Source organism: Paraburkholderia phenoliruptrix (assembly GCF_902859825.1).
Lineage (GTDB): Bacteria > Pseudomonadota > Gammaproteobacteria > Burkholderiales > Burkholderiaceae > Paraburkholderia > Paraburkholderia phenoliruptrix.
The window spans coordinates 230,641-249,210 of the sequence record NZ_CADIKB010000003.1 but is presented as its reverse complement, the minus strand read 5'-3'; the positions used below and the strand labels follow the sequence as shown (position 1 = coordinate 249,210).

Genomic DNA, 18,570 nt, shown 5'->3' with positions numbered 1-18,570 from the left:
TGCTAACCCTTTGTACGGCAATTGCTGTTCTGCAGATCAAGGACATTACCGTTGTTGTATTTGGCAATGATGTTGTTGAAGAGCCTCGAATCGACTGAGGAGAAGTACCCCACAGGCTCCTTCTCGCTCGGTTGCGCGACCGAGTTATACGCATTCATATCGAGCCTGCGCGGCGAGGCTTTTACTTTTTCGACCCACGCGTCGAACTGCGCAGGCGTGACGGCAAGCGCGCGGAACTTCATGTCCGAAAAGCCCTTGCCGCTATAGTTCGCGGAGATACCGGCGTAATCGCCCGCATGGTCGGCGATCAGATGCAGTTGCGTCTGCATGCCGGCCATCGCATAGATCTGGCTGCCCAGTTGCGGAATGAAGAACGAGTTCATCACGGAATCGGAGGTGATCTTGAAGTCGACTGGCGTACCAACCGGGAACGCCAGCTGATTAACCGAAGCGACACCGAGTTCCGGATAAATGAAGAGCCACTTCCAGTCGAGCGCCACCACCTCGACTTTGATCGGCTTGACCGCCGATTCGATCGGCCGGTAAGGGTCCAGTTCGTGCGTGGTATTCCAGGTCAGGATGCCGAGGAACAGAATGATGAGCGTGGGTACGGTCCACACCACCGTTTCGATCGCGGTGGAATGCGCCCATCTGGGCGCATAGGTCGCGTTGCGATTGCTTGCGCGATAACGCCACGCGAACACGAGGATCATGACGATCACCGGCACGACGACTATCAGCATGGCCATTGTCGCGGTACTGATCAGCGACTTTTCCGCCATGCCGACGCTGCCCTTCGGATCGAGCACGTCCAGTTTGCTGCATCCCGAAAGACACGCAACGAGCCCAGCCCCCAAGGGTATCGACACCCGTTCAAAGGTCTTATTCACCATATCTGCCTGATTTCCATGGACCGGTCTGAAACGCTACACAAGGTTCTCGCGATGAAGACCAGACCACTACTTCATGCGCCGTCGCATTCTAAAAGCGCCGTTGAATCGGAGACATGATCTCGGACAAGCTAAGTGCAATCGCGGCACGCCGGGCCTCTGCGCGAGGTGCGACACAGCGTTTGCAGCGCATACGGAGAAAAAGACGAGAGGAAGAGAAGAGTTGCAACGCCTCTGGACACGCGTCGCGAATCCCGGCGGTGTGCGAGAAAGACCGCCGGCGTATGACAAAGCACCGTCGCGCCTCGTCGAGCAAATAGCCGAAGCGCGCTTACGTGGTGGCGCGCCGAATGATCTCGAAGCCTACGTCGGTCACCCTGTTTTGCGCGGAACCGGCGAGCCGGTCCAGCAGGCATCGCGCGGCCGTGAGCCCGATGCGTGTTCCGTCGACGTGCACGGAAGTGAGTTGCGGCGTCGTCTCGGTCGCGAACTCCAGGTCGCCGAAGCCGCAGATTGCGAGTTGCGACGGTACGCTCAGCGCCAATTGCTGGGCCGCGCTCAATGCGCCTATCGCAAGGAGGTCCGACCCGCAAAACACTGCGTCAATATGGCGCGCCTCTTGGATCAAACGCGGCAGCGCCGCTTTGCCAATCGCCACCGAACTCGGCGGCGCGACGAGAACTTCGGGAATATCGTCGATGCCTGCCCGGGCGAGCCGTTCGCGAAAGCCACGGCGGCGCGCAAGTGCACGCTCGTCGTTGGCCGACACGAGGGCAGGCTTGCGCCTGTTCGTTTGCAGAAAATGCTCCGCCACCGCGACGCCGGTCTGGTAATGCGAAAAGCCGACCAGCATGTCAATAGGCTGTTCCGTCATGTCCCACGTCTCGACGATCGGAATACCGACGTTCGCAAGCCGCGCGCGCAGCGAATCCGTGTGCGCGACGCCCGTGAGCAGCACGCCTTCCGGGCGCCGGCTCAGCACTGCGTCGAGTAAAGCCTCTTCGCTCGAACCGTCGTAGCCGCTCAACGCGAGCAACACCTGGTAACCCGCACGCGACATGGCCTCGCTGAATACCTGAATCGTGTCGGAAAAGAGCGAATGTGCAATGGTCGGCACAATCGCGGCAATCAGCCGCGAGCGCGACGACGACAGACCGCCCGCCAGCCGGTTGGGTACATAGCCCAGTTTTTGCACGACCTGCCGGACGCGTTCGAGCGTTTCGGGCGCCACCGTCTCCGGACTGTTGAACACGCGCGACACGGTGATCGGCGCAACGCCCGCCTGCGCGGCGACATCGGTGATGCGCAAGCCTTTCGGACCGCCGCGGACGCGCCTCGCGGGCGCTGCCGCGTCGGGCAGATCGGCGCCGATAGTTGCGGGCGGTTCTTTGTTCGGCATGGTTGCTGACAGAAGAAAATGGGTCGCGCGTATTCTAAACTGTGCCGAGCCGCGCTAAAGCCCGCCACGTCGCGGACGGTTCAGCTCAGCGCGCGACAGGGCAAAGGGGCTCACCTCGCTCACTCGGTCACCGCCACTGCGCTTTGCGTCACGCGGGCGCTCTTATCGCGACGCAGAATAAAGACGGTAACAACGGCGAAAACAAGCAGACAGGTCGCCGGAATCAACATAGGCGCCTTGACGCTGCCCGTAGTCTGCCGGACCCACGGCACGAGGTTCTGTGCGATAAAGCCGCCAATATTGCCGAGAGAGTTGATCGCGGCGATGCCCGCCGCGGCACGCGCCCCGAACAGGAATTTCGGCGGCAAGGTCCAGAAGCACGGAATCAGCAGATACATGCAGGGTGCGCCGAAACACAGCGCGATGAAGCGCAGCGTGTTGGTGGGCAGAAACACGGCGCTCGCAAAACACACGACGCCAAGCAGCGCCGAAGCCAGCATTGCAATCAACGCGCGATTACCGACGCCACGCAGCCTGGAAGGCAGCCATGCCAGGACGATCGTCGCCATCAACCACGGAATGATGTTAAGCAAACCGTTGGTCGTGTTGCTCACGCCGAAGCCCTTTACGAGGGTCGGCAGCCAGTAGCTCACGCCGTAGACGGAAATGGACAACATCATGTAATAGAGCGCCATGCCGATCACGCGCGGCTCGGTGAGCACGCTCAGCAGCGAATCGCGCGTCGCGACGCTCGCCTTGATCTGCGCGCGCTCGGCGCCGAGCGTGCTGGTGAGCCAGGTTTTTTCGTCGGCGGAAAGAAACTTCGCTTCTTTCGGCGATGCGGGCAGCAGGAACAGCACGACCACCGTCAACAGCACGGAGGGCAGCCCTGTCACGATGAAGACGAGCTGCCAGCCTTCGAGACCCGCGAGGCCGCCCTTGTCCAGCAGCCAGCCGCAGACCGGCGCGCCGAGCATATTGCCGAGACTGCTGCCCACCGTGAAATAGCCGAGCATGCGCACGCGGTGCCGCGCCGGGAACCACAGCGTCAGATAGTAGATCACACCAGGATATAACCCGGCTTCCGACGCGCCGAGCAGAAAACGCAGCACGTAGAACATGGTAGCGTTCGTCGTGAAGGCGAGCAGTATCGTCACCACGCCCCACGTGAACATGATGCGCGCCATCCAGCGCGGCGCGCCGTACTTGTGCAGCATCACGTTGCTGGGCACTTCAAAAATCAGGTAGCCGATAAAAAACAGCGACGCACCGAGCCCGTACGCGACTTCGGAAAGCCCGAGGCTGCCGAGCATCTGCAGCTTCGCGAAGCTGATATTGGAGCGGTCGATATAGGCGACCAGATAAAGCAGCCCCAATAGCGGCATCAAGCGGAGGGCGAGGCGGTTGATCAGACGCGATTCGGCAATTTCCGGTGTCGTGGTGCTCACAGTGTCTCCTACGGCCGCGTACTTCGCGCGAGCCTGTGTTTCGCGATGAATGAGGCGTGAATGCCGCCGGCGAGCGAAAGGGCCGCGCCGCTTACGGCTGTTGTGCGCGCCATTGCGCGTAAGCGGCCATGGTTTCCTCGTTGGGCGGATAGGTGCCGCGCAACGGGCGCCCTTCTTCGATACGCTTTGCGATGAACACTTCGAGCTGTTCCTGCTCGGCGGCGTCGCGCGCGACGTCAGCGGCCATCTCGCGCGGCACGATGACCACGCCGTCCACATCCGCCACCACGACGTCGCCCGGATACACCGGCACGCCGCCGCACGCGATCGGCACATTCATGTCAACGGCATGATGTTTCGCGAGATTGAGCGGCGCGCTCGCGCCCGCGCACCAGATCGGCAAGCCCAGCGCCGCGATCGTCCCGCTGTCTCGCACGGGGCCGTCCGACACCATGCCCGCGACACCGCGCTTCGCGAGGCGCAACGCGAGAATCGAGCCGACGGAGGCCACCGCACGCTCGCCGCGGCAATCCTGCACGAGCACGCTGCCGGCGGGCGCGGTCTCGACGGCCTTGCGCTGCGGATGGTCCGGGTCCTGAAACACGCCGACGTGATCCAGATCTTCACGCGCCGGAATATTGCGCAGCGTGAACGCCGGGCCGACGAGATTCGGCGCGCCCGGCGCGGGCTTCACGAGCGGCGCGACGCCTTGCAGAAACATGTTGCGCAAACCGCGCTTGAAGAGCTGTGTGGTCAACGTAGCCGTGCTCACGTGTCTCAGTTGGTCGAGCGTCGCATCGCTTACGGCTATTTCAGATGCAGTCATAAGGACTCCGTTTTAATTAGTGGATCTCGGGTTCGCCGCGCTTCGCAGCGGGGGTGTCATGCACCGCCGCCGCGGCCGGCTTCACCGGCTCTTCCAAAAAGTCGAAGTCGCAGCCCTTGTTCGCCTGCAATACGTGCAACTGATGCATCACGCCGAAGCCGCGCTCGAAAGGCAGCTTCGGCGGTTGCCACGCCGCTTTGCGCGCGGCGAGTTCTTCGTCGCTCACTTCCAGATGCAAGCGCCGCGCGGCCACGTCCAGTTCGATGATGTCGCCGTCCTTCACGAGCGCGAGCGGTCCGCCGACAAACGACTCCGGCGCCACATGCAGGACGCAGGCGCCGTAACTCGTGCCGCTCATACGCGCGTCGGAGATGCGCACCATGTCGCGCACCCCTTGTTTCAGGAGCTTTTGTGGAATCGGCAGTTGCCCCCATTCGGGCATGCCCGGCGCGCCGACCGGGCCCGCGTGCTGCAGCACGATCACCGAATCGGCGGTGACGTCCAGTTCTTCCATGTCGATGCGCGCCGCCATGTCCGCGTAGTCCTTGAACACCACGGCGCGACCGCGATGCTTGAGCAGATGCGCTTCCATCGCGGCGGGCTTGATCACGGCGCCGTCGGGTGCCAGGTTGCCGCTCAGCACCGCGAGGCCGTCGCTTGCCACCACCGGGTTGCTGCGCCGGCGGATCACGTCGTCGTTGAAGATTTCGGCACCCTTAATGTTTTCGCCGAGCGTCGAGCCGTTGACCGTCATCTGCGAACCGTCGATCAGATCGCCCAGCTCCACCAGCAGCGCGCGCAGGCCGCCGGCATAAAAGAAGTCTTCCATCAGATATTGGCCCGATGGACGCAGATTGCCGATCACTGGCGTGATGCGCGAGAGTTCGTCGAAGCGCGCGGTCGTCAGGTCGATACCGGCGCGGCGTGCAACAGCCACCAGATGCACGATCGCGTTGGTCGAGCCCGACATGGCGAGGACGGTGGTCACCGCGTTATCGAACGATTTCGCAGTGAGAATGTCCGACGGCTTCACGTCGGTCCACACCATCTCGACAATGCGCTGCCCCGTCAGCGACGCGAACTGCGCATGGCGCGAATCGACGGCAGGAATCGACGAAAAGCCCGGCAGCGTGAGGCCGAGCGCTTCCGCCGCGCTCGTCATCGTCGAAGCCGTGCCCATCGTCATGCAATGGCCGGGCGAGCGCGCAATGCCGCTCTCTATACCCTTCCACTCCTCTTCGGTGATCTTGCCCGCGCGCAATTCGGCCCAGTATTTCCAAGTGTCCGAACCGCTGCCGAGCGTGCGGCCGTTCCAGTTGCCGCGCAGCATCGGACCCGCGGGCAAAAAGATGGCCGGCAGGTTCATGCTGATCGCACCCATCAAAAGGCCCGGCGTCGTCTTGTCGCAACCACCCATCAGCACGCAGCCGTCGAATGGATAGGACTTCAAAATTTCCTCGGTCTCCATGGCGAGGAAATTGCGGTAAAGCATCGTCGTGGGCTTCTGGAAGGGCTCGGCGAGCGTCATGACAGGCATCTCGACCGGAAAGCCGCCGGCTTGCCAGATGCCGCGCTTGACTTCCTCCACGCGCTGCTTGAAGTGCGTGTGGCACGAATTGATCTCGCTCCACGTGTTGACCACGGCGATCACCGGCTTGCCCATGTAATCGGACGCGTGATAGCCCATTTGCGCAGTGCGCGACCGATGACCGAACGAACGAAGGTCGTTCACGCCATACCAGCGATAACTGCGCAACTCCTCGGATGTTTTGCGGTTCGCCACTGCCGTCTCCATGGTATCGCTACCATCCTGTTGCACACGGTGCGGCAGGACAGGAGCTTTCGGGAATGAGGCCGATGGTAGCGATACCATGGCCGGCTGTCGCTCAGGGATATCACTGAGCCGGCCACCCGTCGACAAGATGCACGAGCCGTTGAAGCAACGGGGGCTGCATTACATCGACCGCACCATGCCGGGAGCCACGCAGCTCGAAGCGGTGCCGTTCAGGCCCGCTCCGAAGTCCGCTTCAAATCCTCGATGATCCACTCGAGGCACGCCTGCGCCAGATCGTCGAGCTGACGTCCCGCGAGTGTGATGACCTGGAGTCTTCGTTGCGCGAGCAACGGGTTGTCGAAGGCAATGGCAGTGAGATGGTCTACGGCGAGGCGTTTCGCCACCGACACATAGCCCGACGGCATGATCGCGTTCGGCACCACCTGCGCGAAACGGTAGAGCGCGGCGACGTAGCGGCTCGTCATCATCGGCTCGATTTCGATGCCCTCGACACTGCATGCAATGTCGAACAACTGCCGGTTGGTCGTGCCTTTGTCCTGCAGCAGCACCGGATACGCGGCGAGATCTTTCAGCGCGACCGTCGTCCTGCTCGCGAGCGGATGATCGTCGTGCATCAGCGCCATCACCGGCGCGCGCTGCGTGAACTGCACGACCACACCCGGCTCGGGCTTGAATGTGAAGGCGAGCGACATCGACGCCTCACCGGATAACAGCATCTGGCTCGCGCGCTCGGAAGGCACGACTTCCAGCTTGATGGTCACGTTGTGATGCTTGTCGCAGAACGCGCCTAGCGAGACAGGCAAGAAGTCGAAAGCAAAACCTTCGGTGCACGCAATGGTCAGCGTGCGCGCGCGGCGCCGCTCGTCGCCCTGGATTTCATCGAACACCGCCTGCGCGTCGGTGAGCGTGCGCTGCGCGTGACGAAAGAGCAGTCGCCCCGCGTGCGAAAGCACCATGCCGCGCGCGTGACGCTCGAACAGAGGCACGCCGATATCGCCTTCCAGCTTCGCGATATGCCGGCTCAACGCGGACACGGTGAGGCCGAGCTTCTCGGTCGCCGAAGTCAGCGAGCCGGTTTGAGCAACGACCGAAAAATAATAAAGCGAAGGCTCCAGCAGTTTGCGCATGGCGTCGATGAGCGAGGCGGCCAGCAGAGACGCGTCGCAGGCCGAGGTTTGCGTTGAACGCAAATGTACCTTGTTTGATTGCGAATACAAAAATACTTGCGCCCCGCTAATCTGGGGACACCGGATTTAAATCAGCCCCACGACCATGTCACGACAAAGCGCTCTCGCCCTCGCCCGTTCGCATTTCGACAGCGGCGACTTCCTCTCGACTTTGAGCCGGCGCGTCGCCATTGCGACGGAAAGCCAGCGCGCCGACGCCGCGCCGCTCTTGCGCCGTTATCTTTCCGACGAAATTGCAGGCGCACTCAACGCATTAGGGTTTACCTGCGAGATCATGGAAAACCCTGTGCCCGGCATGCCGCCGTTTCTGATCGGCGAACGCATTGAATCTCCGGCGCGCCCTACCGTGCTGCTCTATGGCCACGGCGACGTGATCGACGGCGACGCCGACAACTGGACCAACGAACGTTCGCCGTGGCAAGTGCGCGTGGAAGGTGAACGCTGGTATGGCCGCGGCATCGCGGACAACAAGGCGCAGCATTCCATCAATCTTGCGGCGCTGTCAGCCGTTTTCGCCGAACGCGGCGAGCTCGGCTTTAACGCGAAGATCGTGTTCGAAATGGGCGAAGAAGTGGGATCCCCGGGGCTCGACGCAATCTGCGCGAACGTGCGCGAGCGCTTGTCCGCCGATTTGCTGATCGCCTCCGACGGACCGCGCCAGCGCGCCGCCTCGCCCACCGTTTTCCTCGGCTCACGCGGCGCATTGCATTTCAGATTGCGCGTGGCCAATGCATTCGGCGCGCGGCATTCCGGCAACTGGGGCGGCGTGCTGGCGAATCCGGCAACCGTGCTCGCCAATGCGCTCGCGAGTCTCGTCGACGGTCACGGCAGAATTCGCGTGAACGGACTACTGCCGCCGCCGATTCCGCCGCAAGTGCGCGAGCGCGTCGCGCATCTGCAGGTCGGCAGCGACGAGGGCGATCCGCCGCTGTCGGTGAATTGGGGCGAGCCGGGCCTCACGCCCGCCGAACGCGTCTTCGCATGGAACACCCTTGAAGTGCTGGCGATGCAGGCCGGCAATGTGGCCAACCCGGTGAGTGCGATTCCGCGCGCGGCAGAAGCCGTTTGCCAATTGCGCTTTGTGGTCGGCACCGACTGGCGGTGCGCGAAGGAGCTGATCGAGTCACACCTCGCACGCGAAGGTTATAAGGATATCGAAGTAACGATCGAAGCGTCAGGCAACGCGACGCGGCTCGACCCAAACGACCCGTGGGTGGCATTCACCGAGCGCTCGATCGAGGCATCGACCGGCAAGCCGGTGACGTTGCTGCCCAACCTGGGCGGTACGATTCCGAACGAATGTTTCGCCGACACGCTGGGCCTCGCGACGATCTGGATTCCGCATTCGTATCCCGGCTGCCGTCAGCACGCGCCCGACGAACATGTGCTCGCACCCGTCATGCAGGAAGCCTTGCAACTGATGACGGGCGTGTTCTGGGATCTTGGCGAGCCCGATGTGCCGCACGCCGGTTGACGCAGCCTGGGTACGACCTGGCACCGCCTAGCCACGGCTTGCACGATTTCCGCTATTTCCGACACCCTGGGCCTCTCGCACGGAACACACATCATGAATTCGACTGTTATCGAGGATCGCGTGCAACCGACAAGCACCACGCCCATGCGGCGTTTGATCGTCGCAACGAGCATCGGCAATGCGCTAGAGTGGTTCGACTTCGCCGCGTATGGCTTCTTCGCTGTCACGCTCTCGAAGCTCTTCTTCCCCGCGCATGACGAAACCGTCTCGCTGCTGCTGACCTTCGGCACCTTCGGTCTTTCCTATGTGTTCCGGCCGCTGGGTGCGCTGTTGCTCGGCCGTTACGCGGACCGGCACGGCCGCAAGGCAGCGCTGCTCGCAGCGCTTGCACTCACCACGATCGGTACGCTGATCTGCGCGGTGATTCCGACGTATGCATCCATCGGCATCGCGGCACCCTTCGGTCTCATGACGGCACGCATTCTGATCGCGTTCTCGACCGGGGGCGAATTCGGCAGCGGCACCGCCCTCATGATCGAGCAGAAAAGCAAGCGCAAGTCGTTTCTCGGCAGCTGGCAGTTTTCCAGTCAGGGCATGAGCACAGTACTGGCCTCCTGCGCGGGGCTCGCGCTCAGCACGCAGCTTTCGCCCGCGCAAATCGAATCGTGGGGCTGGCGCGCGCCCTTCATCTTCGGGCTGCTGGTTGCGCCGGTTGGCCTGTATATTCGCAAGCACATCGACGATACGCTGCCCGCCGCCGGCCACGCCGCCACGCACAATGCGCCGGTGCGAGAACTGCTTGCGCACAGCAAGGCCCGCATTCTGATCGCCGCGGGCATCATGGCCGTCTCCACGGCCGCGAGCTATCTGATGATTCTCTATATGCCGACGTATGCGGTGAAGCAGCTTCATCTGCCGGCATCGACGGGATTCGCGGCCACGGTGGTGACGGGTACCATTCTGATGGTGTTCACGCCTCTCATGGGCCACCTGTCGGATCGCTATGGGCGCAGCCGCATGATGGTGATCTCCGCGATCGCCACGCTGGCCACCATCTATCCGTGCTTCGTGTGGCTCGTCAAAAGCCCTTCATTCGCAGTGCTGATTTCCATCATGGCGCTGGCCGGCATGCTGAAAGCGATCTATTTCGGTCCGCTCGCCGCCGTGCTCTCGTCGCTCTTTCCCACCCACGTTCGCAGCACGGGCCTCGGCTTCAGCTACAACCTCGGCGTGATGGTGTTCGGCGGATTCACGCCGTGGCTCGTCACCGCGATGATCGGCGCGACGCACGACCCGTTGTCGCCCGCCTTCTATCTGATGGCGTGCGCCGTACTGAGCCTCGCCTGCGTCGGGCTTTACCACTTCAGGCTCGTCAAGCACATCTGAGTCGCGAACATGCTCACCCAAACCATGGAAAAGCTCGCCATGCACCACGCCAAATCTGCGGATGATTTTAGCGGCTGGCTCATGTATCACTCCGTTGGCGTGTATCCCGGCCACCGCCAAGCGATGACCCGGGCGCTCGCCGAGTTCGCCGCAAGCTGGTGCGCGCCCGACGACAGCCGCTGGGACGCTGCCCTCGCGGCTCGCGGGGCACTGCTGACCGATTGGGCCGCCCTGCTCGGCGCACAGCCGGCCTATGTGTTCGGCGCGCAAAATGTCACCGATACATTTGCACGCTATCTTGACGGTCTCGCCGATGAAACGCTGCGCGGCCGCACCGTGCTCATCGCAGCGGACTGCTTCCCGAGCCTGCATTTTCTGCTGTCGGGCGTGGCTGCAAGGCGAGGCTTTACGCTGCGCACCGTTGCCGTGCGTCAAGACGAAGGGTATGTGCGCGACGAAGATTTCATCGAAGCATGGACCGCAGATGTCGCGCTCGCGCTCGTGACATGGGTGTCGTCGCTCACGTCGAAGCGCGTCAACTTGGCCGCAATGTGCGACCACGCGCGACGCCGCGGCAGTCTCGCGGCGCTCGATGTAACGCAAGGCATCGGCATTTTGCCCTTCGACCTGAACGCGACGCCGTTCGACTTCGTCTGCGGCTCCACGCTCAAGTGGCTGTGCGGCGCGCCGGGCACAGGGCTCGGCTACATCGCGCCGCATGCGCTCACGCAAGGCGCCGCGCCAGCCGTACGCGGCTGGTTCAGCCAGGAAGACCCGTTCAACTGGAACATCGACGCATTCGCCTATGCATCCGACGCGCGCCGCTTCGACACCGGTACGCCGTCAGTCCTGCCGTTCGTCGCATCGCAACCCGGCATGACGTGGATGCGTTCCCAGCCGCGGGGCAGCGTGCGCGAGCACAACCTCGCGCTATGCCATCAACTGATTGCGATGCTCGATCAGAAAGGCTACCGCCTGCTGTCCCCGCGCAACGACAACGAGCGCGGCGGCAGCATCATGGCCGAAGCGCCCGCGCACCTGAATACGGCGCAACTGGTCGTGCAACTCAAGCACGCGGGCGTGTTCGTCGATTCGCGCAGCCGCACGCTGCGCTTCTCGCCGGGCGTTTGCACGACGTCCGCGGGACTCGAACGGCTTGCGCAATGCTTGCCGCGATGAGATTCGCGCGCGCTCTTTCGCGAGCGCCGCGCCGCATTGGCATCGCCTGCGTGCTGACGGGGCCGCCGGTGTGCGCATGCATCATGCGCCACTTCTGCCCTTTCAAACCAAATGCGAATTCCCATGAACTCATCTTCTCAGGTCTGCGGCGACGTAGAAGCCGCTATCGTGGGCGTGCAGGGCTTTCTCGTGCCCATGAACTGCACGGACCTGCCGGCCACGATGCACTTTTTCATCGCGCGGCTCGGCTTTCGCCTCGACGCGATCTTTCCCGCCGATGGCCCGCGCGCCGCGATTCTTTCGTGTGACGGCTTCAGGATCAAACTAGGCCTCGACATCGCCGACGGCGTGCGCACATTGCAGGTTCTGTGCGACGACCCCGCGCAGCTGCCGGGCGATGCACGCGATCTGATTGCGCCGAACGGCGTGACGGTGCGCCTCGTCCACGCCAATCCGCCGATGACGCTGCCGTGCACGCGCCAGCAACTCGTGCTCGCGCATGCGGACGGCGATGCGCAGTGGAGCGTCGGGCGGGCTGGTATGCGCTATCGCGATCTTCTGCCCGAGCGCCATGGCGGTGCATTCATCGCGTCGCACATCCGCATTCTCGAAGGCGGGCCGGTGCCGGATTACGTGCACTTCCACAAAATCCGCTTCCAGACTATTTTTTGCCGCAAGGGCTGGGTGCGGCTCGTCTATGAAGACCAGGGCGAGCCCTTCATCCTGGACGCCGGCGACTGCGTGCTTCAGCCGCCTGAAATCCGGCACCGCGTGCTCGAAAGTTCAGCCGGCGCCGAAGTGGTCGAACTCGGCAGTCCCGCCGATCACATCACCATGGCCGACCACGACATGACGCTGCCGACGCGCTTTTTCAGGCCCGAGCGCGACTTCAACGGACAGCGCTTCGTGCGCCACATTGCGAAGGACGCGAGCTGGAAACCGTGGACTTCGCCGGGTTTCGTCGTCGCGGACACGGGCATTGGCTCGGCGACGAACGGGCTCGCGGGCGTGCGCGTCGTGCGCACGGCCCACAGCAGCGAACCGGCGACACGCCGGCATAGCACCGAATTCTGTTTCTTCTTCGTGCTGGCAGGCAGCCTCGAGGTCGCTCAAGGCGAGCAGCGCTGGCATCTCAAGGCCGACGACAGCATCGCGATTCCAGGCGATCTCTCCTACACGCTCGCGCAGTGCAGCGCGGATCTCGAACTGCTTGAAGTCACGCTGCCTGCGGATTTCTCGTTGACCTGATTTCAGCAAGCAAGAAGAAAGACGCGGCGCTCATTCGAGGCGCCGCACCTTTGTCGTGCCGCGTTGCACCAGGAGTCCATGCTGTTCCTCGCCCGTCCGCCGTGAAATTCAAATTTCCATTATTTCGCCATGCTAATTAACAGAAAACTACTGCCCTACGCTGTCATTCTTTCCGCTTGCAGCATCTCGCAAGCCCATGCCAGTTCCGTCACGCTTTACGGGCTTATCGATTACGGTGTGAACTATCAGAGCAACAGCGGCGGCGGTCGCGTGATCGGCGGGTCGAGCGGCATCATGCAAGGCTCCCGCTGGGGCTTCAAGGGCGTCGAGGACCTCGGCGGCGGCCTTTCGGCGATATTCACCCTGGAGAACGGCTTCGATCTCGGCAAAGGCTCGTCATTGCAGGGTGGAAATCTGTTCGGGCGGCAGGCGTTCGTCGGCTTGTCAAGCGAGACTTACGGCACGCTCACGCTTGGGCGCCAATACGACTCGCTCGTCACCTTCGTCGAGGCGCGAATGAACTCGGCGAACTTCGGCGGCGGCACGACCGCGCATCCCGGCGATCTGGACAACCTCAACAACAGCAAGCGCGTCAACAACTCCATCAAGTACACGAGCCCCAGCATGGGGGGCTTTACAGTAGGTGGCGTCTACGGCTTCGGCGGACAGGCAGGCGACTTTTCGCGCAACCAGATATGGTCGGCAGGTGTCGGCTACGAATACGGCAGCTTTTCTGCAGGCGCCGCGTTCATGAACGTGCGCAATCCCAACCAGTCGTACTTCACCAGCACGCCGACCAATGTAGCCGGCACCAATCTGAACAACCTGAGCGCGAGTCCGGTGTACAGCGGCTATGCGTCGGCGCACACCTATCAGGCCCTTGCGGCGGCCGGCCGCTATACGCTCGGTCCGGCGACCTTCGGGATCGTGTATAGCAATGTGCAGTTCAAGAATCTCGGCGATACCTCGTCGGGCGCGAATCTGCTGCGTCTGTCCGGCACGGCGAAGTTCGACACCGCGGAGTTCAACCTGACCTATTACTGGACGCCGCTTCTGCTGAGCGAGTTCGTGTATAGCTACACGCGCGGTTCAGGTGTCGGCACGATCGGCAGTTCGCGATACAACAATGTGTCGCTCTCGCTGGACTATTACCTGTCCAAACGCACAGACATATACGTGATCGGCAGCACGGAGTTTGCCGGCGGGACGGACTCCACCGGCAAGGCGGCGCGCGCGACGCTCAATGCGCTGAGCGCGTCGTCCACGAACCGGCAAACTTTCATCCAGTTAGGAATCCGTCACAAGTTCTGACAGGTTCGGGACCGCGCCGCGGACCCGCACCGCCTGGTCCTACCTGAGCGGCGTAACCGCGGATACGGCCGCGCGGACAAAGGCAAGCAACGGCTCGCTTGTCCACGTGCCGGCCATCAGTTCGGGCTCGTTTTGCAGCGCTTCACGGAATTTCATGTGCGTCGCGGGGTTGTCGCCCGCATAGCTGCGAAACAGCTCGAGCCAGCGCAACGCGAGTTCGCGGCCCTGCGGCGAATCCGGCGCGATGCCGGCGTCGATCGCATCCCGGACATCCGCCATTAATTGCGGCCATTCCATTGCGCGCGAGCCGTAATGCGCGCGCATGAAACGGCTTTCCTCAGCAGTCAGATAGCGCTCGTAAATCCGCATCTTGGTTTCGGAGAACGCGCGCAGCACATAGTCGCGCAATGCCGTAGATATGCCGAGTGTCTCCTGCATCGAAGGCTCGTTGTCATGCATCACATTCAGCTTTGCGAGGAGCCGCGGATCCCCGCTGGTATCGCGTACCAGCAAGGTCATCCAGCTAACCGACAACGCGCGCGGCGTTTCGCTTTCGGGCGGCACACCCGCATCCATCTGCGCGCGGACTTCGGCGACGAGATCGGCCCACTCGGGATCCGGCGCCTGCGTCTTGCGATACATCGGCATACGCGCGAGTTCGTCTTCAGTAAAGTATTTGTCGTACATGGTCATCAACTCCAGCGTGGAAAGCCAGTCGGAGAGGTCGGGCTCGTTGCCCGCGCGCAGCGTGTCCTGCAGCGTTTGCAGCCGCACACGCAGCTTTGTCGCCTGGACGATCTGCTGATCCAGCATGGCGACCTGCCGCGCGACGATCGTGGCGAGCGGCGTATCGGGGTCGGCCAGGTAGGCGCCAATGTCCGCCAACGCAAGACCGAAACGGCGCAGCGCCTGGATGCGATGCAGGCGCGCAATATCGTTGCGGTCGTACAGACGGTAGCCGTTCCCGGCGCGCGCCGAAGGCTTGAGCAGGCCGATCGCGTCGTAGTGATGAAGCGTGCGCACCGTAAGCCCGCTGCGCCGCGCCAGTTCCCCTACCTTCAACAGCATTCGACCTCCCTCTCTTACACGCGTTAGAGACTAAGGCCTCACGCTACGTCAGGGTCAAGGGCTATGTCTAGTGAGCGCGCGCGAGGAGGCGAGGCGGTACGAGCGCGTGGGCTGCTGAAGGCGGTGCGTTCAGCCTCGCGGTCAATTGTCGGGATGGCTCGCGACGGCGCTGACAAATGCGTTGTACGTGAGGTTGACTGTGACGCCGTCGATCATGAGGCCATACGTGGTATTGCCGCTGTCGAGTTCGTAGTACATCGTCGACTGGATGTTCTTCGTTTTTCGTGCCTGGTAGTAGCTGGCATAGCGCGAGCTGATGTAATCCGCGCGATAGGCCAGCGTCTTCTCTGGTCCCGTATTCCACTCGGTGAGCAGAAACGGCATACCGTAGCGCGCTTTACAGTAGGTAGGCAGATCGAATCCCGGGCCCGAGCCGTCGGAACCGATGTCGAAAATGTCGCCGTAGACTTCATAGTTGTGCCATGTCGTCATGTCCCAGCGCACTGTCGGGTAACCGCTCGTGCCGTCCGGTTGCGTGCCGTCCCACAAGGCATCGGCGGCGCCGATATCCGCCACACAGAAGTTGATTCCGCATTTCGCCGCCGGCTGCGCGGCCTTCACGCCGTCCATCATGCCGCGCATCAGACCGCGCATGATCGGCCAGTTTGCGTTGCTGAAGTCGACCGCCTTGGTGCCCGCATTCGTGGAGTCGAGAATGATCGCCGGGTCGCGAGTCAGTTCGTTGCCGCACTCGTACATGACCACGCCGTACGGCGCGAGCGCGCCTGCAACCGTCACGCCGCATGAATGCCCCCGGTTGTACGCCGCTGATTCGTTGGCGAGCAGCGCGCCGTTCGCGTCGCGCATGCCGATCTGGATGAGCACGAAGAGCGTGAGTCCCGCCGACTGGAACGCCTGCGCGAGTGCGACGACCGCGGCGAGCTGGGTCGAATCGTCGGTGACGCCGACGCGATATGTCGAGCAGCCCATGTTCTGCATGATCGACACGACCTGGGCCGGCGTGTAGCGGTAATCGTAGTGCCCGTTGATGCCATGAAATGTGCCGCTTGCGGCCGCCACGGGGATGCGGGGATCGGCGCACGGTAGCCATTGGTCGACATCGTTGCACACGTAGAACTGCCCGCCCGCCGCGCGATACCAGACCTTGCCGCCGTACCACAACAGCAGCGACACGTTCGAGGTCGCACCGACCGCGACGTTGTTGCGAAGCACGACGCCGCTCGCGACAGTCCAGATTGCGCCGGCTTTATCGATGATGTACGACGCGTTGGGGATGGTCGTGCCGTCGGCAGACGTAACGCCGAGCCGCGGGTCGCCGCACGCGTACCAGGCTGAACCGCTCCAGCCGTAGAACTGCCCGCCCGTGCCCTGATGATAGACAACGCCGCCGTACCACAGCAGCAGCGAGACGTTGTACGTGTTGCCCGCCTTGACGCTGTTGCGGTACACCGATCCGCTGACCACGGTCCAGACCGCCGCCTGGTTGTCGACGATGGATGCCGCAGGCGGAATGGATGTGCCGTCCGCCGAAGCCGGCGTGCCGCTGTTCGACGCGCCGTTCTTGCCGTTCGATCCTGCCGAGGTCCCATTGGTCTGCGTGCTGCCTGTGTTTCCGGTCCCCGCCGTGGTGCCCCTGTTGCCCGTGCCGGCGGTGCCCGTTGTCGCGCTGCCGGCCGAGCCGGAGGTTGCGCTCGTCGTGACGCCCGCGCTCGTCGCCTTGCCATCCCCAGCGCCACCACCACCGCCGCCGCATGCGCTCAGCACATAACTGCCGCCGGCAGCCGTCAGCAAGCCGAGAAACTCACGTCGTTTAACCATGGCAAGACAATCCAACGCCGGGGACGCCCGGACAAAAATCCGCGAAATACAAGGTGGGTTGCGCGTCCGCGAGGAATCAGGCGTTTTCATATTCGTTCGGCATCCTCATTAATCGGCGATGAACGCCGACAACAGGATCGTCGCGAATAATGGGGCCCGGTCAATTTTCCCGCCGGCAGCTTGAAACGCTCTTCAAGCATTGCAACTGATGCCTGGATGTCGGCAGCGAGGGACCGCTTGTGTAGGGCTCGCGCGAAAAAAAACGAATCTTCCGCGAGCGCTGGATACGCCGGAACGATCTGCTTTGCGGCAGACTGAAGAGAAAGAGGAAAGAAGGGGTGCCGCGGCTGCCGGGCAGCCGGGCGAATCGGCTAGCTGCGCACGATGCCGGTGAGCGGCTTCACACCGCCCGTCCGCCCGAACAGCACGCGCGCCGTGCGTTGCGGGTCGAGACCGAGGGCTTCGCCCGCCGCGCCCGCAATCAGCGCATCGAGCGAAGCAGTCGGCTTGAGGTCACGGCCTTCATACAGGTCGCGAGACGCGAGCCCCGGCCAATCGGCGACGAGCCGCCCGCCCGCGACCGCGCCGCCCAACACCATCGCCACCGATGCCGTGCCGTGGTCGGTGCCCTCGGTACCATTCGCCGCCGCCGTCCTGCCGAACTCGGTCGCCACCAGCACGGTGGTGTTGCTCCACGCTGCGCCCATGCCGTCGCGCAAGGCCGCCAGCAGGGTATCGAGCGCTTTCAACTGATTGGCGAGGCGCGCGTTCTGCGCACTGTGCGTATCCCAGCCGCCGGTTTCGATCATCGCGATGCGCGGCCCGTCGTCGCGTGCGAGAAAGCCTGCGGCCAGCTTGCCGACGCTCGCCGGGTCCTGGCGCGCGCCCGCGTTGCTCGCGAGCCCGCGTGCCGTCATCGCCGATTCCCATAACGGGCGCAACTGCGCGTCGTCGTCATAGAGTTGCGAAACGCGCATCAGCAGATCGTCTGGAGGCTGCGGTAGCCCGGACGGCGCATACGAAGCGACGGCCGCCGCGCCGCGCAGCGCCATGGGCACCGTAGGCGCGAACGCGATGGCGGTTTCGCGCGCGGCAGGCAGCAGTCCGGCGAGCCGGTTCAACCAGCCGTCCTTCACCTGATACGGCGACGCGCCGCCGGTTTCGAGCACGTTCTGTCCGTCGAAATGCGAGCGATCGCGATACGGCGACGCCACCGCGTGCACGAACAGCACCTCGCGATTAGCGTACATCGCGGCCATTTGGGTGAGCGCGGGATGCAGCGCAAAAGTTCCGTCGAGCCGGTGAGCGCTGGCCGGATCGATGGCGAGCGCGCCGCGCAACGTCGCATACGCCGGCTCCGCGTAGGGCACGACGGTGTTCAGGCCGTCGGCCGCGCCGCGCTGGATGATGAAAACAAAACGGCGCTCGGTGACGACGCGCGCGAAAGCGATGCGCGGCGCGACGAGCAGCGCGCCTGCTCCGGCCGCGGCGATCCGCAGAAATTGACGGCGTGAGGACAT

At 63.2% G+C, this 18,570-nt stretch carries 14 protein-coding genes; 5 read left to right on the top strand and 9 right to left on the bottom strand.

Features of this window, described 5'->3' with window-relative positions; genetic code table 11:
* Positions 1–2: 2 nt before the first annotated feature.
* The 6 genes from cyoA to HV711_RS05720 all read right to left on the bottom strand — a co-directional run bounded on the left by cyoA (position 3) and on the right by HV711_RS05720 (position 7,548).
* A complete protein-coding gene (gene cyoA, locus HV711_RS05745; RefSeq protein ID WP_013591898.1) occupies positions 3–893 on the bottom strand; it encodes a ubiquinol oxidase subunit II in 891 nt (296 codons plus the stop codon).
* 328 nt (positions 894–1,221) lie between these two features.
* Positions 1,222–2,289 carry a LacI family DNA-binding transcriptional regulator gene (locus HV711_RS05740; RefSeq protein WP_035478200.1) on the bottom strand — a complete coding sequence of 356 codons (1,068 nt, stop codon included), beginning with the start codon at positions 2,287–2,289 and terminating at the stop codon, positions 1,222–1,224.
* A gap of 119 nt (positions 2,290–2,408) precedes the next feature.
* Positions 2,409–3,737 (bottom strand): MFS transporter, encoded by a 1,329-nt coding sequence (locus HV711_RS05735; RefSeq protein ID WP_035478199.1) that lies wholly within the window; start codon positions 3,735–3,737, stop codon positions 2,409–2,411.
* A 91-nt stretch (positions 3,738–3,828) separates the two neighbouring features.
* Positions 3,829–4,563, bottom strand: a complete 735-nt coding sequence (locus HV711_RS05730; protein WP_035478197.1) for a ribonuclease activity regulator RraA — start codon at positions 4,561–4,563, stop codon at positions 3,829–3,831.
* Between the two features lie 16 nt (positions 4,564–4,579).
* The gene (gene araD, locus HV711_RS05725; protein WP_035478195.1) at positions 4,580–6,358 is read right to left on the bottom strand and encodes an L-arabinonate dehydratase; all 1,779 of its coding nucleotides are present in this window, start codon (positions 6,356–6,358) and stop codon (positions 4,580–4,582) included.
* A 209-nt stretch (positions 6,359–6,567) separates the two neighbouring features.
* Positions 6,568–7,548: a LysR family transcriptional regulator gene (locus tag HV711_RS05720; protein ID WP_244142658.1), complete on the bottom strand. Its 981-nt coding sequence runs from the start codon at positions 7,546–7,548 to the stop codon at positions 6,568–6,570.
* A gap of 82 nt (positions 7,549–7,630) precedes the next feature.
* Between HV711_RS05720 and HV711_RS05715 the strand changes: the two genes are divergently transcribed.
* The 5 genes from HV711_RS05715 (at position 7,631) to HV711_RS05695 (ending at position 14,143) form a co-directional block, all read left to right on the top strand.
* Entirely contained in the window at positions 7,631–9,019 is a 1,389-nt protein-coding gene (locus tag HV711_RS05715; RefSeq protein ID WP_028360154.1) for a M20 family metallopeptidase, read from the top strand.
* 93 nt (positions 9,020–9,112) lie between these two features.
* Positions 9,113–10,405 (top strand): MFS transporter, encoded by a 1,293-nt coding sequence (locus HV711_RS05710; protein WP_035478194.1) that lies wholly within the window; start codon positions 9,113–9,115, stop codon positions 10,403–10,405.
* Positions 10,406–10,414: 9 nt separating this feature from the next.
* Complete coding sequence (locus HV711_RS05705) at positions 10,415–11,584, top strand: aminotransferase class V-fold PLP-dependent enzyme (RefSeq protein ID WP_051223934.1); 1,170 nt, start codon at positions 10,415–10,417, stop codon at positions 11,582–11,584.
* Positions 11,585–11,707: 123 nt separating this feature from the next.
* Entirely contained in the window at positions 11,708–12,832 is a 1,125-nt protein-coding gene (locus HV711_RS05700; protein ID WP_051223932.1) for a cupin domain-containing protein, read from the top strand.
* A 129-nt stretch (positions 12,833–12,961) separates the two neighbouring features.
* A complete protein-coding gene (locus tag HV711_RS05695) occupies positions 12,962–14,143 on the top strand; it encodes a porin (protein WP_035478193.1) in 1,182 nt (393 codons plus the stop codon).
* A 39-nt stretch (positions 14,144–14,182) separates the two neighbouring features.
* On the opposite strand, the gene HV711_RS05690 is transcribed toward HV711_RS05695, so the two are convergent.
* The 3 genes from HV711_RS05690 to HV711_RS05680 all read right to left on the bottom strand — a co-directional run bounded on the left by HV711_RS05690 (position 14,183) and on the right by HV711_RS05680 (position 18,570).
* Positions 14,183–15,211, bottom strand: a complete 1,029-nt coding sequence (locus HV711_RS05690) for a MerR family transcriptional regulator (protein ID WP_035478191.1) — start codon at positions 15,209–15,211, stop codon at positions 14,183–14,185.
* Between the two features lie 141 nt (positions 15,212–15,352).
* Positions 15,353–17,050 (bottom strand): hypothetical protein, encoded by a 1,698-nt coding sequence (locus HV711_RS05685; RefSeq protein WP_175145017.1) that lies wholly within the window; start codon positions 17,048–17,050, stop codon positions 15,353–15,355.
* A 371-nt stretch (positions 17,051–17,421) separates the two neighbouring features.
* Positions 17,422–18,570 carry a DUF1501 domain-containing protein gene (locus tag HV711_RS05680; protein WP_013591885.1) on the bottom strand — a complete coding sequence of 383 codons (1,149 nt, stop codon included), beginning with the start codon at positions 18,568–18,570 and terminating at the stop codon, positions 17,422–17,424.

Coding starts and splice junctions, on each gene's coding strand:
- HV711_RS05715 (WP_028360154.1), top strand. CDS start 7,631: ATGTCACGACAAAGCGCTCTCGCCCTCGCCCGTTCGCATTTCGACAGC.
- HV711_RS05705 (WP_051223934.1), top strand. CDS start 10,415: ATGCTCACCCAAACCATGGAAAAGCTCGCCATGCACCACGCCAAATCT.
- araD (WP_035478195.1), bottom strand. CDS start 6,358: ATGGAGACGGCAGTGGCGAACCGCAAAACATCCGAGGAGTTGCGCAGT.
- HV711_RS05700 (WP_051223932.1), top strand. CDS start 11,708: ATGAACTCATCTTCTCAGGTCTGCGGCGACGTAGAAGCCGCTATCGTG.
- HV711_RS05695 (WP_035478193.1), top strand. CDS start 12,962: ATGCTAATTAACAGAAAACTACTGCCCTACGCTGTCATTCTTTCCGCT.
- cyoA (WP_013591898.1), bottom strand. CDS start 893: ATGGTGAATAAGACCTTTGAACGGGTGTCGATACCCTTGGGGGCTGGG.
- HV711_RS05740 (WP_035478200.1), bottom strand. CDS start 2,289: ATGCCGAACAAAGAACCGCCCGCAACTATCGGCGCCGATCTGCCCGAC.
- HV711_RS05710 (WP_035478194.1), top strand. CDS start 9,113: ATGAATTCGACTGTTATCGAGGATCGCGTGCAACCGACAAGCACCACG.
- HV711_RS05680 (WP_013591885.1), bottom strand. CDS start 18,570: ATGTCCTCACGCCGTCAATTTCTGCGGATCGCCGCGGCCGGAGCAGGC.
- HV711_RS05685 (WP_175145017.1), bottom strand. CDS start 17,050: ATGGTTAAACGACGTGAGTTTCTCGGCTTGCTGACGGCTGCCGGCGGC.
- HV711_RS05690 (WP_035478191.1), bottom strand. CDS start 15,211: ATGCTGTTGAAGGTAGGGGAACTGGCGCGGCGCAGCGGGCTTACGGTG.
- HV711_RS05730 (WP_035478197.1), bottom strand. CDS start 4,563: ATGACTGCATCTGAAATAGCCGTAAGCGATGCGACGCTCGACCAACTG.